Origin of the sequence: Pseudomonas rhizosphaerae, assembly GCF_000761155.1 — a bacterium.
Taxonomy (GTDB): domain Bacteria; phylum Pseudomonadota; class Gammaproteobacteria; order Pseudomonadales; family Pseudomonadaceae; genus Aquipseudomonas; species Aquipseudomonas rhizosphaerae.
Window position 1 is genome coordinate 1,825,757 of the sequence record NZ_CP009533.1, and the last position, 16,193, is coordinate 1,841,949.

Below are 16,193 nucleotides of genomic sequence, written 5' to 3' on the forward strand. Positions count from 1 at the left end.
GGGCTCTGCCCACGAAGGCCTCACCGCGGTCTCCCGGAAACATCGCGGCGTCTTCTTCGCGGGCAGAGCCCGCTCCCACAGGGGTTGGGGCACCCCACAGGGGGTTGGGGCATCTACTGTGTAGGAGTGGGCTCTGTGTGGGAGTGGGCTCTGCCCACGAAGGCCTCGCCGCGGTCTCCCAGAAATACCGCGGCGTCTTCTTCGCGGGCAGAGCCCGCTCCCACAGGGGGTAATTACTGGCCTTCCCAGCGTCGGAACAGCGCACTGGCGTTGACGCCGCCGAAGCCGAAGCCATTGGAGAGCGCGTGGGTCATCGGGGTCTTGCGCGCAGTCAAAGCCACCAGATCAAGCCCATGGGCGGCTTCATCCGGCGTCTGCAGGTTCAGGGTCGGCGGCACTGTCTGGTCGCGCAGGGCCAACACGGTGAAGATCGCCTCGATCCCGCCTGCGGCGCCCAGCAGGTGGCCAGTGGCGGATTTGGTCGAGGTGATCGCAAGACCTGCCCGAGTGCCGAACAGGGCGCGAATGGCCGCCAGCTCGCCTTTGTCACCGACCGGCGTGGACGTCGCATGGGCATTGATGTGCTGGACGTCCTCCGGGCCGATGCCGCCTTGGCGCAAGGCTTGCTCCATGGCCCGGCGAGCACCGCTGCCGTCTTCCGGGCCGGCCGTCAGGTGGTAGGCGTCGGCACTGGTGCCGTAGCCGATCAATTCCGCCAGCGGCGTCGCGCCCCGGGCCAGGGCGTGTTCCAGGGACTCGATCACCAGCAGGCCCGCGCCCTCTGACATCACGAACCCGTCGCGATCCCGGTCGAAGGGGCGGCTGGCCTCGGCAGGACGATCGTTGAACTCGGTCGACAGCGCACGAGCAGCCGCGAAACAGCCCAGGGTGACTCGGTCGATAGCCGCCTCGGTACCGCCGCACAGGGCAATGTCCGCCTCGCCGCTGCGGATCAGCCGCGCGGCATCGCCGATGGCTTGGACGCCGGCGGCGCACGCGGTGACCGGCGCGCCCAACGGGCCTTTGAAACCGTTGCTGATGGAAACGTGCCCGGCCGCCATGTTGGCCAGGAACGACGGTGCGGTGAACGGCGACAAGCGCCGCGGTCCACGCTCGTCCGTCGTGCGAACGGCTCCTGCGAGCGCGCCGAAGCCGCCCACGCCGGAACCGATCACGGTTGCCGTGCGCTGCTGCTGAGCTTCATCGGTCGGGTGCCACTGCGCCTGGGTCAGCGCTTCATGGGCGGCGACCAAGGCGAACTCGATGAAGCGGTCCATCTTCTTGCGTTCCTTGGCGGGTATCAGCGCATCTGCGTTGTAGCCTGCCACCGGGTCCATTTCCAATGTGGGCACCTGCCCGGCCACGGCAACGCCGGTGCCTTCGCCGATGTGCTCTGGCAGCGCACGGATGCCCGACATGCCGGCCAGCAACCGCCGCCAGACCTCGTACACGCCACATCCCAGTGGTGTGACCAGCCCTGCGCCGGTGACCACGATGCGCTTCTGGCCATCTTGAGTGTTCATTGATGTGTCTCCAAACCTGTCTTTGAATGAGGTGTCGAGCCGGTATCGGCACGGATACGAAAGCCGATGGCATACATGGCAGGCAGAAAGATCAGGGTCATGACCGTCCCGCCGAACGTGCCGCCGATGAGCGTGTAGGCCAAGGTGCCCCAGAACACCGAATGGGTCAGCGGAATGAACGCCAGGATCGCCGCCAGCGCCGTCAGCAGCACTGGCCGAGCGCGTTGCACGGTGGCTTCGACCACGGCATCGAAGGGCGCCAGGCCATTCTTCTCATTGAGGTCGATCTGCCCGATCAGGATCAGCGTGTTGCGCATCAGAATCCCGGACAGTGCTATCAGACCGACCAGAGCATTGATGCCGAAGGGCTGGTTGAACAGCAGCAGCGTAGGCACCACGCCGATCAGGCCCAGCGGCGCTGTCAGGAACACCATCGTCATCGCCGCCATGGAGCGTGTCTGCACGACAATGATCAACAAGGTAATGGCGATCATGATCGGGAACAGTGGCGCCAGTGCCGCGGTGGCCTTGGCCGACTCTTCGATCGAGCCTGCCTGTTCGATGCGGTAGCCGTCGGGAAGCGCGGCGATGATCGGTTGCAGCGTCTTTAGCAGTTGGGTGGATACATCCGGCGGCTGCAGGTGCTCGGCGATGTCGCCGCGCACGGTCAAGGTCGGCACCCGATCGCGGCGTCGCAGGATGGGATCTTCCATGCGCACCTCGACGGACCCGATCTGCGCCAGCGGTATGCGCTGGCCGCCTGCGCCGACCAGGCTCAGGTCATCGATCCTGGCGGGGTCGAGCCGCACAGGCCCTGCGGCCCGGGCCACCACCTGCACCGAGCGGATGTCTTCACGCACGGCGGTGACAGGCACCCCGGAGAGCAGGAACTGCAACTGTTCGGCGACGGCGGCGGAGCTCAGGCCCAGCGCCTGCAGCCGGTCCTGATCCAGGGAAAAATGCAGCGTGGGCACGCGCGGCCCCCAATCCTGGTTCACGGTGCGCATCATCGCGCTGCCCTGCATGACGGCCTCGACCTTGCCGGCGATCTCGCGCAGCACCTGCGGGTCAGGCCCCATGACCCGGTAAGCGACGGGGTAGGGCGAGTAGGGCCCGAACACCAGTTGCGTCACGCGCACCCGCGCCTCGGGCGCCAGGCCTTGTGCAATGGCTTCGCGGAGCCTGAGTTTCAAGGCATCGCGCGCTGCCTGGCTGTCGGCGAGCACGACGATCTTGGCGAACGAGGGATCGGGAAGCTCTGGCGCCATCGCCAGGTAGAAGCGGGGCGAACCCTGGCCGATGTAGGCGGTGACGATTTTGGCCGCGTCATCCTTGCGCAGCCAGGCTTCGATCTTGGCCGTGGCTGCGCTGGTCTGCTCGATGGCCGTGCCATAGGGCATCTGCACCTCGATCAGCACTTCCGGGCGATCGGAGGTCGGGAAGAACTGCTTGTTGACCAGCGCCATGCCGGCGATGGCCAGCGTGAATGCCAGTATGACGGTACCGGCCACGGCCCACTTCCAGCGGATGATCCGGCTCAGGAACCGGCGAAAGCGGTTGTAGTGAGGGGTGTCGTAGATCGCGTCGTGTCCGCCTTCGACCGCTTTGATCGGCGGCAGCAGCTTCACGCCCAGGTAGGGCGTGAACACCACCGCCACGACCCAGGACGCGATCAGCGCGATGCCGACGATCCAGAACATGTTGCTGGTGTATTCCCCGGCCGTGGACTGGGCGAAGCCGTTGGGCATGAAGCCCACGGCGGTCACCAGAGTGCCGGCCAGCATCGGCGCGGCAGTATGGCTCCAGGCATAGGCCGATGCTTCGATGCGGTCGTAGCCTTCCTCCATTTTCACCACCATCATCTCGATGGCGATGATCGCATCGTCCACCAGCAGCCCCAACGCCAGGATCAGCGAACCCAGGGTGATGCGATCGAAGTGCTTGCCGGTGGCTTCCATCACCACGAACACCATGGCCAGGGTCAGCGGCACCGCTGCTGCAACCACCAGGCCGACGCGCCAGCCCATGCTCACGAAACACACCACCATCACCACCAGCAGGGCGACGAAGAACTTGATCATGAACTCGTTCACTGCCGCGCCGATGTTCACCGATTGATCGGTGACCTGCGCCAGGCTCATGCCCAGCGGCATCTCGGCATTGATTCGCGCCGTCTCGGCGGCCAGCGCCTTGCCCAGATCCAGGCCGTTCCAGCCATCGCGCATGACCACGCCCAGGATCAGCGCCGGTTCGCCCTGATGGCGCACCATGAACGTCGCCGGGTCTTCGTAGCCGCGCGTCACCGTCGCCACGTCCGCCAACTTGAGCGTGTGCCCGCCGGCGATCACTGGCGTGTTGCGTATGGCGTCCAGCGAGTCGAAGGCGCCGTCCAGCCGCACCACGATCTGTGGACCCTGGGTGTCGATCGAGCCGGCGGGGGTCAGGCGGTTCTGGCCGTTGAGGCTGGCGAAAACGTCCTGGGGCGACAGGCCCAGGGTCGCCAGGCGCTCATGGGAAAAGGACACGAAGATCCGTTCGGGCTGCTCGCCGATGAGGTTGACCTTCTTCACACCAGGCACATGCAGCAGACGCTGGCGCAAAGCTTCGGCCTCGCGCACCAGCAGGCGTTGCGGCTCGCCGCGGGCCTTGAGCGCGAACAAGGCAAACGTGACGTCGGCGAACTCGTCGTTGACCATTGGCCCGACCACGCCGGCCGGCAGGCTGCTAGCCGCATCGCCGAGCTTTTTCCGGGCCTGGTAGAACTGGTCTTCGACCTGCGCCGGCGGGGTCTTGTCCTGCAGCGACAGCAGGGTGAAGGCCAGCCCCGGTCGGGTGTAGGTTTCGCTGCGGTCGTACCATTGCAGCTCCTGCAGGCGCTTCTCCAGAGGCTCGGCCACCAGGTCCTGCATCTCTTGCGCCGTCGCGCCTGGCCAGGCCGTGACCACGGTCAGCTGCTTGACCGTGAACGGCGGGTCTTCGGCGCGGCCCAGCTTGAAGAACGACAGCGTGCCGACGATGGCCACCAGAAAGATCAGGAACAGCGTGACCGAGCGCTCGCGCACGGCAAGCGCCGACAGGTTGAAGCGCGTGCCGCTCATGGTTGTGCCCCGGCCTGGGCTTGCAGGTCCGGCGTCGCGATCAGTACTTCCTGGCTGTCGTGCAGCAGGTGAGGCCCCAGGGCAACCAGTCGCTCGCCTGGCTGCAAGCCCCGCACCGTGGCGGTATCGTCGCTCAGGCCGATGACCTGAACGGCCCGCCACGCGGTTCGCGCCGGCGCCCCGGCGACGCTCCACACACCCGGCCCGTTGCCCGGATCGTGAAGGGCGGCAATGGGAACGCTCAGAGCATCGGGTGCAGCAGGTGGCGCGCCGATGAACAGGGTGACGGTCGAACCCAGCGGCGCACTGGCATGTTCGCCATCGAGCACATAGCGCGCCTCGAAAGTCCGTGTCATCGGGTCGGCAGCGTCGGCGAGTTGCCGCAGCGTGGCGGTGACGCTTCGGCCAGACCCGCCGAACAGGCTGGCCTGAGCCGTACTGCCCACCGCCGGCCTGAGCGTCTCGGGCAACTGCACCACGGCCTCGCGCAGGCCGGCCTTGGCCAACTTCACCACGGCCTGCCCAGCGCTCACGACCTGGCCGGGTTCTACCAGGGTGGCCACCACGACGCCGTCGGAATCGGCGCTCAGGGTGGCGTAGCTCTGCTCGTTGCGGCCCACGGCCGCCTGTGCCTGGAGCGCTACCAGATCGGCCCGGGCGGTGTCGGCCAACGACTTGAACCGGTCGTAGTTGGCGGCGGAAATGGCACCGCTGGCGACCAGTTGGCGGTTGCGTCGCTCATCGCTTGCGGTCTGCGCAGCCAGCGCCTGGGCGGCGGCGACGGCTTGCTCGCGGGCATTGGACTGTAACGCCAGGTCGGCAGGGTCCAGGCGCATCAAGCGCTGCCCGCGCGTGACCGACTGGCCGGCATCGACGAAGCGCTCCACCACCTTGCCGCTCACCCGAAAGCCCAGGTCGCTTTGCACCCGTGCCGCGACCACGCCGGTGAAGGCGCGGCGGCCGTCAGGGGCGGGGCCGGCCGCGACCACCCTGACCACCGGCGGCTGGGTGCGCGGATCCGCAGCGTTCGGCTGGCTGTCGCAGGCGGTCAGAAGCAAGGGAAGCAGGCAGATACCGAGCGCAGGCGCGCGAAGCCGAGACATGGGATTCCTTACGTAGGCAAGGGGAAAGGAATCCGATTCTGATACGAGTGACTAATTCAGTCAATGGTCACTTATCGCGGCGCCAGGCTTCTCAGGATCAACGCGGGAAGCTGCTCGGCAGCGGTGGCAGCCGTCTCCAGGTTGTACTGCAACTGCACGGGACTGATGTAGGGGCGCATCACCAGGAAAACCGCGTGACTCGCTTCGTCCAGTGGCGTGTGGCCCTCGAACTCGCCGGTTTCTCGGCCTTCGCGCAGAATCTGCTCGATCAAACGGTGCAGGCGTTCGCCGTGGCCTGCGGCAGAAGGCCAGTTGTCACGCGCTGCGACGGCGGCGATGTCGTACAGCTTGCGATCATGGAAGAACAGTTCGCTGCCCGCTTGCACCAGCGCCTTGAACAGACGGCTCAGCTTGTCCGAAGGGCTGCTGGCTTCGGCCATGGCCTGGTCGACGACGGCCATGATCATGGCCAGCCGGCTGGCGCAGATCATCTCGCCGATGGCCTGCTTGGATTCGAAGAACTTGTAGATGTAGGCCTTGGAAAAACCGATGGCCTTGGCCAGGTCCGACACCGTGGTTTTTTCGTAACCGTAGTGGCCGAAATGCTGCATGGCGGCCTCGACGATCTGGTCGCGAACGCTGTGATCGGTAGGGCCTCGTGAGGGAAACGTGGGGGGCTGGCGGGTCATGGCGGCTGCTGGGCTCGGTAGGCGTGGATCGACAAAGAGTGACTGTAACCCGTCGTGGTCACAAGTCCATTTTCGCTCGATCGCCGCTACAGGCGGTGTAGATGCAGCTGACCCACGCCCTTGGGCGCAGGTCAGCCGGCTGCCACGTGATCTAGAAATCGACGCTGGCCGACAGTTCATAGGTGCGCGGTGCGCCCAGGCCCAGGCTCTGCGTCTGCGGGATGCCCCAGTAGTCCTTGTCGGCCAGGTTGCGGATGCTGGCGCGCAAGGTCACCGGCTTGTCGGAAACCTTCGTGGTGTAGCGTGCCCCGGCATCAAAAATCGTGTAACCGGGAATCGACAGGCTGTTGTCGGCGCTGATGTACTGCTTGGAGACGGAGGTGGCGTTGGCGGTCAGGGTCAGCCCCTCGAGCAGCGGCGTGTCCCATTCCACACCGAGCTTGCCCTGCAGTTTGGGGTAACCGGTAGCGGTCTTCCCATCGGTGGCGCCACCGGCACTCTTGGTGACCTCGGGGTCGACGTAGGCGATGCCGCCCATCAGCCTTACGTCCATCATCGGCGAGCCAAAGAAACCCCACTCAACGCCGCGGTTGCGCTGTTCACCGCCGAATGAATAGATGTTGGTGGCCGGGTCGGTGTAGGCATTCGGACGCTTGATCTCGAACACCGCCAGGGTGTGGGTGAAGGTACCCAGGTCGAGCTTGAGGCCGACCTCCTTCTGCTTGGACTTGAACGGCGCGAACACGTCACCGGCATTGGCGGCACTCACCGGCGCCGACGCGCCCTTGCTCAGGCCTTCGATGTAGTTGGCGTAGAGCGAGAGGTTGTCGGTCAACTTGAACAGGATGGCGCCGGCCGGCGAGGTGGCGTGGGTGTCGTAATTGGGCCGGTTGCGCGCACCAGTGACGACGCTGAAGGTGTCGGTGACGACCTCCTGGCGGCGCACCCCGGCGGTGATCTGCAGGCGGTCGTCGAACAGCGACATCGTGTCGGCGAGGCCGTAGCTTTTCAGGTCGTTCTCGGTGTGAATGATCAGCGGCCAGGCTTCCGGGGCTTCTGGTCCCCAGACGGGGCGATAGATGTTGGTCGTCCAGTTTGCACCCGGTACCGAGCGACGGCCCCAGTCCTTTTCCTTGTCGCTGTACTGGGTCGCGTTCACCGACCACTGGTGGTTGATGCCGGAAGTATCGAAGTGCCCGCGCAGGCCGACTTCGGCCGAGGTCTTCTCGATTTCGAACTTGAGCTGGCCCATGGTGGTGGTGAAATCACCGGCCTGATTGACCAGCGCCGACGACAACGCACCGTTGTACTTGTAGTTCGTCTTGCTGGTGCCCACCGCACCGTAGGCCATCACGTAATCGTTGAGGTCGTACTCGCCGCGCAGGATCACGCCCTTGTCCTGGGTTTCTACGGAGGCCCAGTCGGGGTTGAGCAAGGTGTCGGCCTTGGGCGGCTTGGGAATGCCGACGCCGGGGGCCAGGCCGATACCGCGGTTCTGACCGTCGATGTGGTCGTCGCTGTCGAACAGGTCGACCGACAGCCGGGCGCGCTCGCCACGCCAATCCAGCGCCAGGGCCGACAGCACGTTGCGCGCGGACTGGTCATCGGTGGAGGTGTCGCCATCGCGGTACACGCCGTTGAAACGCACACCGAACTGGTTGCCCTCGCCGAAGCGCCGGCCGATGTCCAGATGTCCGCCAAATTGCGCATCGGAATGGTAGGTCCCGGTCAGGCGAGTCAGGGGCGTATCGGCCGCTCGCTTGGGGATCAGGTTGACGATGCCGCCTACCGAGCCGCCCGGCGGCATGCCGTTGAGCAGCGCCGAAGGGCCTTTGAGCACTTCGATACGCTCGTACACTTCCGGCGACGCCCGGTAGAAGGGCGCCATGCCGTACAAGCCGTCGACGGTCATGTCGCTGAAGCTCACCGGAAAACCGCGGATCGAATAGCTTTCGCCGTGGCCGCCCTTGATGCCGTTGGTGAACACCGAAGGGTCGGTGGCGGCGATCACGTCGGTGATGTCCCTGGCCTGCCTGTCGCGAATGTATTTGTCGGTGTAGCTGATGGTGCTGAAAGGCGTCTCCATGATGTCCTTGTTGCCCAGCAGACCAACGCGGCCACCTGTCGCCACTTGCCCCCCGGCGTACTCGGGCATGAGCGTGGCGATCGGGTCCAGGGTGCCTTCGACCGTGGTTTCGGACAGGATCAGGCTGCCTTGATCAGTCTCCGCGCGCGTTTTTTCAGCCGGCTCCTGGGTCTGCGAGAAGGCGCCGAACGATGCACCGCTCAGGCCGAACAGCAAGGCCATGTGCACCGCCGTGCCGGTGCGGTTCAACGCGAATTTCGGTGCTGGCGAGGCTGGGTTCACGGGTCGCGGATGACTGTGTTGCAACATGCTGGATTCCTTTCGATTCGGGAATTAGTGGGGGCTCACTAGGGTTCCGAAACAAAGCGAAATATCCTCAATGCAAATCGTTAACATTCGATAAAAATTCCTGTCTATGTATTTTCCGTTGGCGTTTGTCTCGCCGGCTCAGCGCTCATAACCCTGCATCACCTCGTCGGCCATGCGCGTCAGGCAGGTCACGCTGGCGGTGCACAGGTACCAGGTGCGGGCGTCGACGAAGATCACCCGGCCCTGGGTCCAGGCCTTGGTCTTGCGTAACAGCGGGTTGTCCAGGCTGTCCAGGTTCAGCGCCGGGCGTCGTTCCATCACTGCCGTGCGGTCTATGACGTAGAGGATGTCCGGGTTGGCCTGCTGGATGAACTCGTTGGAGATCGGCTGGCCGTGCAGGCCGGCTTCGATGTCTATGCTGGCGGGCTTCACGCCCAGGGTATCGAAGATGAAACCGTAGCGTGACTTGACGCCGTAGGAAGTGAAGGCCCCATTGTTGTGCAGCACGATCAGCGCTTTTTCGGGACGCCCTTCGGTGACCTTGCGCGTCTGCTCGACCTTGGCATCGATGAGCGCGACCTTTTCCTGGGCCAACGCCTGCTTGTTGAGGATTCGACCGAGCAGGGTCAGGTGGTTCTTTGCCGTCTCGATGAAGTTGCCCTGCTTATTGGTCAGGTCGATGTCGTCGTAGATCGTCGGCGCGATCTGGCTGAGTTCGTCATAGCTGCGCGCCTGCAATGGCGAGATCAGGATCAGGTCGGGCTTGAGTGCATGCAGCCGTTCCAGGTTGGGCTCGATGGTGGTGCCCACATCGGCGATGTTCGGATCGTCGCGGTACTTGAGCAGAAAGTCGGCGACGTAGTCCTTGGCGATGCCCACCACTGGCGCACCGAGTTGATCGAGGCTGTCCAGCTCGCTCATGTCGAAGGCCACGACACGTTGTGGAAGCTGGTCGATGGTCGTCGTGCCCAGGGCATGCTGGACGCTGACTGGGGTGTAGGCGGTCGCGGCGGGAGAGGCGGGGGCCGCCGCGGTTGCGGTGGCCTGTGCAGCAGGCTGGTCGCAGCCGGACAAGGCGGTGATGGCCAGTGTCAGTAGCGCGCAGGCGACGTTGTGGTGTGCCCTGTTCATATCGGTTCCCTCGACGGCGATGGGTTGAAGTAATTGCAGACGAACCCGCGCTCGCTGCGCAGGATCTCGAAATCCAGTTCGTACAGGTCGCGCAGGCAGGTTTCGGTGACCACCTGCGCCACCGCGCCCTGGCTGTGCACGGCGCCGTGTTTCATGGCCACGATGTGGTCGGAGTAATTGGCAGCGAAGTTGATGTCGTGCACCACCAGGATCACCGTCCGGCCCTGCTCGTCGCACAGCCGGCGCAGGGCGCCCATGATCATCACCGCGTGCTTCATGTCGAGATTGTTCAGCGGTTCATCCAGCAGCAGGTAGTCGGTCTGCTGGGCGATGGTCATGGCCAGGAACGCCATCTGCCGCTGCCCGCCGCTGAGCTCGTCGATGTAGCAGGCTCTTAGAGGCTGCAGTGCGAGAAAACCCATGGCCTGGTCGATCGCTTCATGATCTGCGGCGGTGAGGTTGCCCTGGCTGTAGGGGAAGCGGCCGAAGGCGACCAGTTCCTCGACCGTCAGGCGCAGGGTGAATGCCTGGGTCTGGCGCAGGGTGGCGACCTGCTTGGCGTATTCGCGCACCGGAATGCCGGCGCTGTCGCGCCCGGCGAGGGTCACGGTGCCCCGCGACGGCGTCTGCAGCCGGGCGATGAGCATCAGCAAGGTGGTCTTGCCGGCGCCGTTGGGGCCGATCAGCGACGTGACCTTGCCGGACGGGAACTGCACGCTGACGTCGTTCAGTACCGGGGTGTTGCCATAGGATTTGTGCACGTTGCTCAGGGCGATCATGGGTTGCCTCGGGTGCGAATCATCAGCGCGAGGAAGTACACGCCACACACCAGGTTGATGAGAATGCTGACGGAGGTGGTGTAGTTGAACAGGTGCTCGACCAGGTACTGGGCGATGATGAACACGCCGATGGCCACGCCGCAGGCCGTTGGCAGCGTGACGCGGTGGCGCGCGGTGCGGGCCAGGGCATAGCTGATGTTGGCAACGATCACCCCCATGAACGCGGTGGGGCCAACCAGGCTGGTGGACACTGCCACCAGCACCGCGATCAGGGCCAGTTGCAGGCGCACGCTGGGCAGGTAGTCGACGCCCAGCGACACGGCCTGGTCCCGGCCCAGCGCCAGCACGTCGAGCACTGGCAGCGTACGGTGCACCACCAGGCAGGCCGCAGCGACCAGCACGGCGCAATAGATCACCTGGTCCAACCGTGCCTTGTTGAACGAGGCGTAGTTGAAACCCTGCAGGATCGAGAACTCGCCTGGACTGATTTTCAACTGGATGAACTGGGTGAAGGTCGCCATCACCATGCTCAACACCAGCCCCAGCAACAGCAACAGGTAAACGTTGTTGCGCCCGTTGCGGAACAGCCAGTGGTGGATCAGCCAGGAATAGCCGAGCATCAGCACGATCGACAGCAGCGCATTGCCGCCGCGGCCCAGCAGCACCAGGCTCTGTGTGCCCAGGCAGAGGATCAGCAGCGCCTGGAACAGCAGGTAGATGGCCTCGTATCCCATGATCGCCGGAGTCAGGATGCGGTTGCCGGCAATGGTCTGGAAGATCACCGAGGTGTAGGCGATGCAGACCCCGGCGATGACCATGGCCGCCAGGCGGATCAGGCGCCGCGGGATCACGTAGGCGAAATCCATTGCCGAACCCAGCAGCACGAAGCCTACCGCCAGGGCCAGTACCGCGAGCCAGAGGCCGTTACGGAGGGCGCGCGCGCTCATGTGTACTTCCTCAGCAGCACAATCAGGAACACCACGCCACCAATGCAGCCGGCGGTCATCCCGATCGGCACTTCGAAGGGGTAGATCAACAGGCGTCCGAGAATGTCGCAGGCGAGCAGCAGCGCCGCCCCGTACAAGGCCACGATGGGCAGGGTGCGTTGCAGGTTTTCGCCGTGGTAGAGCGCCACCAGGTTGGGCACCACCAGGCCCACGAAAGGGATCGCGCCAACGGTGATCACCGTGGCCGACACGCACACCGCCACCAGCATCAGGCCGAGTGCCGCATTGGCGGCGTAGTTCACCCCCAGGCTGCTGGCCATGCCTTCGCCCATGCTGAGGATGGTGAAGCGCTGGGCGAACAGGTAGGTAAGCAGCACGATGGGCAATATCAGGTAGATGATTTCGTAGTTGCCCTGAACGATCTTCGAGAAGTCGCCCAGCATCCAGCCCTGCATGCTTTGCAGCAGGTTGTGGCGATAGGCGTAGAACTCGGCCACCGCGCTGAGCACACTGCCGTACATCAAGCCCACCACCGGCACCAGCACCACGCTCTTGAACTGGATGCGGCGAATGATCGCCACGTAGAGCACGCTGGCCAGAAAACAGAAGCCCAGGGCAAACAGCATCCTTGCCGTGCTGCCCGCGGCCGGAGCCACCGTCAGCGAAACCAGGATGCCCAGCTTCGCCGCATCCAGGCCGCCGCTGGTGGCAGGCTCGACGAAGCGGTTGCGCACGATCTGCTGCAGGATGACCCCGCACATGGCCAGCCCGGCGCCGGTCAGCACCAGTGCCATCAGGCGCGGCAGGCGACTGGCAGTGACGGTCAGCCACGCGTCGCCGGAGAAGCTCCACAATTCGCTCCAGGACACCTCCTTGACTCCCAAGGTCAACGACAGGCAACACAGCAGCCCGAACGGCACCAGCCAGACTGCAGGTCTCAAGTAGCGTCCTCGTTCGTCGTGTCCGCAGCGAGGCGCCAACCCTTGGCGGCGCGTCGCTGCGCCAGAAAGCGTGCGTACGGCCCGGCCTGGCCGCTGAGCTGGGCATGACTGCCGCGCTCGCCGATGCGGCCGTTTTCCAGCACCACGATCTGATCGGCCATTTCCACGGTCGACAGCTGATGGGCGATCACCACCAGCGTGCGCTTGCCACGCAGCCTGGCCAGGGTCTGCGCGATGGCCGCCTGGTTCTCGGCATCGAGGGCCGCAGTGGCTTCGTCGATCAGCAGGATCGGTGCGTCCTTGAGCAGGGCGCGGGCGATGGCGATGCGCTGACGCTCGCCACCGGAAAGCCGTGCGCCGCCTTCGCCGACCTGGGTGTCGAGCCCCAGTGGCAGGCGCGCGACGATGTCCAGCACGCCGGCCTGTTCGGCGGCCAGCAGGATCTGTTCGCGACTGGCATCGGCCTTGCCGACCCCGATGTTGTCGGCGATGCTGCCTTGAAACAGGTAGGCGTCCTGGAAAATCTGGCTGATCTGCCCGGCCAGTTGGGCACTGGACAGCTGCCGCACGTCGGCTCCGCCGATCTGTACGCTGCCCTGGTCGACGTCAAAAAAGCGCGCGATCAAACGCACCAGCGTGGTCTTGCCAGACCCCGATGCACCGACCAGCGCAGTCATGCTGCCGGGCGCAATGTGCAGGCTGATGTCGTGCAGTATCCGCGGCTGATCTGGCCCATAGCCAAAGCTCACGTCATTGAATGCCACGCTGCTGTCTGCAGGCTGCACCGGCTTCTGCGGCGGCGGCAACGGTTGCACGGCAAACAGCTCGTCGACCACGGCCAGTTGCCCGCGCGCGCCGCGCAGTACCTCGCTGTAGCTGGCGACTTCCAGCAAGGGATCGACGAAGCGGCTGACCAGCACCAGCGCTGCCACCAGCGCCGTCATGGAAGCGGGCGTCACTGTACCGCCCAACGACCCATTCAACGCCCAGCCGGCCGCGACCAGCAGCGCGGCAAAGCTCGCCTGCACCGCCCAGGTGTTGACCACCACGGACATGGCCGAGACGTGGATCAGCCGCCGGGCCGACCGTTGCTGGCCGGCGATCGCCTGCTCCAGGAACCGTGCGCCGCCATCCTCGCCATTGAAGGCGCGCAGCACCGACTGGGCCTGGGCGAACTCGACCATGCGCCGGCTGGTGCGGGCAGTGCTGGCGTGCAAGCCGGCATCGCTGCGCCGTCCCAGGCGCGCCGTCAGCCCAAAGGCCGCCAGCAGCAGCGGCAGTGTCACCAAGGCAATCAGCGCCATCTGCAGGTTCAGGTAGAACAGCCCGGCGATCACTGCCAGCGGCGTGATCACGCTGGTGATCAACGGCGTGAGGACGTGGGCGGGCAGTTGCGCCAGGGCCATCATGCCCTGGGTCGAGACATGACTCAGTCGCGCCGTGTTGTCCGGGTCGAACCAGCCCACGGGCAGCCGGGCGACGTGCTCGCTCAAACGATGGCGGCCGGTTTGCAGCACGGCCATGCCGAAGCGCACGCCGGCTTTCTCGACGGTCCGGCGCAATGCCCAGCACACCGCCACACCCACCAGCATGGGCGCCAGCCCGCTCACGGCGGCAGCGATGTCATGACCCAGCAGGCCGTGGAGTACCGGCACCACCGCGACGATGGTCAGACCGTTGAGCAGGCCATACAACAGGGTCAGGCCCAGGTAGCGATGCAGCACTTGGGCGTCGTCGCCGAGCAGGCGCAGGAAGGTCTTCAGCATGGGGCGTGCTCCGTGCACTCGGTGTGCGAATAGCCGCCTGCCTGCCATAGGCGCGCATAGCGACCGCCTGCGGCGAGCAGTTGGGCATGTGTGCCTTGTTCCTGAATGCGGCCGTGGTCGATCAGGATGATCTGGTCGGCGTGCATCACCGTATCCAGGCGGTGGGCGATGACCAGCACGGTGCGTCCGTGGGCGAAGCGCGACAGGGCCTGTTGGATCTGCATTTCGTTTTCCGCATCGGCGGCGGCAGTGGCTTCGTCGAGCACCAGCACGGCCGGATCGAGCAATACCGCGCGGGCAATGCTGACCCGTTGCAGTTCGCCACCGGACAGCTGGGCGTCTTCACCCACTACTGACTCGTAGCCACGGGGCAGGGCGATGATCCGCTCGTGGACGTTGGCCAGGCGCGCCGCCTGCTCGATCTCCTCGAGGCTGGCTGACGCGCGCCCCAGGGCAATGTTTTCGCGCAGGCTGGCATGGATCAGGCGGATGTCCTGCAGCACGAAGCCGACATGTCGGTAAAGCTGCACGCTGTCGATCTGGCGCAGGTCGACGCCGCCCAGGGTGATGCTGCCGGCATCCGGGTCGAAGAAGCGCAGCAGCAGGCGCGCCAGGGTCGACTTGCCCGCGCCGGACGGGCCTACCACGGCCGTTACCGTGCCGGGCTCGAGGGTCAGGTCGATGTCGCTGAGCACTGGCGTTTCGCCGTCGTAGCTGTAGCTCACGTTCTGCACCCGCAGTTCGGCCCGTGGCAGCAGCGTGCTGGCTGCATGGGTCGGGCCGGGCAGTACCGGGGTGTTCAGCAGCTGCTGGATGCGCAGGGCCGCGGCCGTGGCGTTGTGCAGGTCGTGGGTGATGTAGCTGAGCAGCAGCAGGGGTGCGCACAGGCTGGGCGCGACCAGCAGGAAAGGCAGCAGGTCGATGGCCTCGATCCAGCCCAGCCAGGTGAACAGCGTACCGAACGTGAGCACGATGCCAAGCACCACGACCGGGGTGATCAGCGCGTGGGCATTGGCCATGGCACTGACCAAGGGACGAGCGAAATCCTGGAACGCCAGTGCGAAGCTGTCCACGGCTTCACGGTAATTGGCCTGGGCCTTGCCCTCGACGCCGAAGGACTTGACCACGGTGATGCCGTTGACGAATTCCACCACCGCGTTGTTGATGCGCGCCATCCCGGCGCCGAACGCCTGCATGTTGGCGCTGCTCGCCCGGGTGGCCCTGGACACGAACAGGAAAAACAGCGGGAAGGGCAGCAGCGAGACGAGCGCCATGCGCCAGTCCATGGCGAACAGATACAGCGTGGCGAACAACACCGCGCCGAGCGCCCGGCCCACCGTGGTGTAGAAGTGCGCGGTCAGGCTGTGCAGGGTGTCGACGTCATCCTGCATCGCCTGCTTGACCTCGCCCGAGGCTCGCGCGGTGAACCAGCCCAGCGGCACCTTGGCCAGACGGCGGGTGATGGCCAGGCGCAGGTGCGCGGTGATCCGGTTGTCGAGCAGGTGGGCGAGCATCTCGCCCAGGGAGATCAGGATCATGCCCAGTGCGAGGCAGGCCAGGCTGCCGGCGATGACGGCCCAGACCCACGCTGTCGAATCTGCCGTCGCCAACCCGAAAGTAGCAGGGCCCAGCGCAACGGTGGCCAGGTAGGCAATTCCGGCCAGCGGCAGCAGGGTCAGCACGGTGCCCAGGCCGGCGAGGGCCGCCGCCGCGACCAGGCGTCCGCGAATGGGTTTGAGCAGTTGGGACAGGGCGCCTTCGACGGCGGCAGGGGGGGCGGGGGGCGTTGCGTCGCTCATTGGATCTCCGGAACAGGGCTGC

The 16,193-nt window shown here is 65.4% G+C and carries 11 protein-coding genes; all 11 read right to left on the minus strand.

Annotated features, from left to right (window positions below; translation table 11 throughout):
* Positions 1-233 precede the first annotated feature (233 nt).
* Positions 234-1,523 carry a beta-ketoacyl-ACP synthase II gene (fabF, locus tag LT40_RS08245; RefSeq protein WP_043188728.1) on the minus strand — a complete coding sequence of 430 codons (1,290 nt, stop codon included), beginning with the start codon at positions 1,521-1,523 and terminating at the stop codon, positions 234-236.
* Complete coding sequence (locus LT40_RS08250) at positions 1,520-4,621, minus strand: efflux RND transporter permease subunit (RefSeq protein ID WP_043188732.1); 3,102 nt, start codon at positions 4,619-4,621, stop codon at positions 1,520-1,522. Before LT40_RS08250 ends, fabF begins: the two co-directional genes overlap by 4 nt.
* The gene (locus tag LT40_RS08255) at positions 4,618-5,724 is read right to left on the minus strand and encodes an efflux RND transporter periplasmic adaptor subunit (protein WP_043188734.1); all 1,107 of its coding nucleotides are present in this window, start codon (positions 5,722-5,724) and stop codon (positions 4,618-4,620) included. Before LT40_RS08255 ends, LT40_RS08250 begins: the two co-directional genes overlap by 4 nt.
* Positions 5,725-5,795: 71 nt before the next feature.
* Complete coding sequence (locus LT40_RS08260; protein WP_043188736.1) at positions 5,796-6,413, minus strand: TetR/AcrR family transcriptional regulator; 618 nt, start codon at positions 6,411-6,413, stop codon at positions 5,796-5,798.
* 151 nt (positions 6,414-6,564) lie between these two features.
* Positions 6,565-8,808 (minus strand): TonB-dependent receptor, encoded by a 2,244-nt coding sequence (locus LT40_RS08265; protein WP_052393336.1) that lies wholly within the window; start codon positions 8,806-8,808, stop codon positions 6,565-6,567.
* A gap of 138 nt (positions 8,809-8,946) precedes the next feature.
* Positions 8,947-9,939 carry a siderophore ABC transporter substrate-binding protein gene (locus LT40_RS08270; RefSeq protein WP_043188738.1) on the minus strand — a complete coding sequence of 331 codons (993 nt, stop codon included), beginning with the start codon at positions 9,937-9,939 and terminating at the stop codon, positions 8,947-8,949.
* A complete protein-coding gene (locus LT40_RS08275; RefSeq protein ID WP_043188742.1) occupies positions 9,936-10,718 on the minus strand; it encodes an iron ABC transporter ATP-binding protein in 783 nt (260 codons plus the stop codon). The genes LT40_RS08270 and LT40_RS08275 overlap by 4 nt, the downstream gene beginning before the upstream one ends.
* The gene (locus LT40_RS08280) at positions 10,715-11,665 is read right to left on the minus strand and encodes an iron chelate uptake ABC transporter family permease subunit (RefSeq protein ID WP_043188745.1); all 951 of its coding nucleotides are present in this window, start codon (positions 11,663-11,665) and stop codon (positions 10,715-10,717) included. The genes LT40_RS08275 and LT40_RS08280 overlap by 4 nt, the downstream gene beginning before the upstream one ends.
* Positions 11,662-12,606 carry an ABC transporter permease gene (locus LT40_RS08285; protein ID WP_043188747.1) on the minus strand — a complete coding sequence of 315 codons (945 nt, stop codon included), beginning with the start codon at positions 12,604-12,606 and terminating at the stop codon, positions 11,662-11,664. Before LT40_RS08285 ends, LT40_RS08280 begins: the two co-directional genes overlap by 4 nt.
* On the minus strand, positions 12,603-14,372 hold the full coding sequence (locus tag LT40_RS08290) for an ABC transporter ATP-binding protein (RefSeq protein ID WP_043188749.1): 1,770 nt from the start codon (positions 14,370-14,372) through the stop codon (positions 12,603-12,605). The genes LT40_RS08285 and LT40_RS08290 overlap by 4 nt, the downstream gene beginning before the upstream one ends.
* Positions 14,366-16,171 carry an ABC transporter ATP-binding protein gene (locus LT40_RS08295; RefSeq protein WP_043188752.1) on the minus strand — a complete coding sequence of 602 codons (1,806 nt, stop codon included), beginning with the start codon at positions 16,169-16,171 and terminating at the stop codon, positions 14,366-14,368. Before LT40_RS08295 ends, LT40_RS08290 begins: the two co-directional genes overlap by 7 nt.
* Positions 16,172-16,193 lie beyond the last annotated feature (22 nt).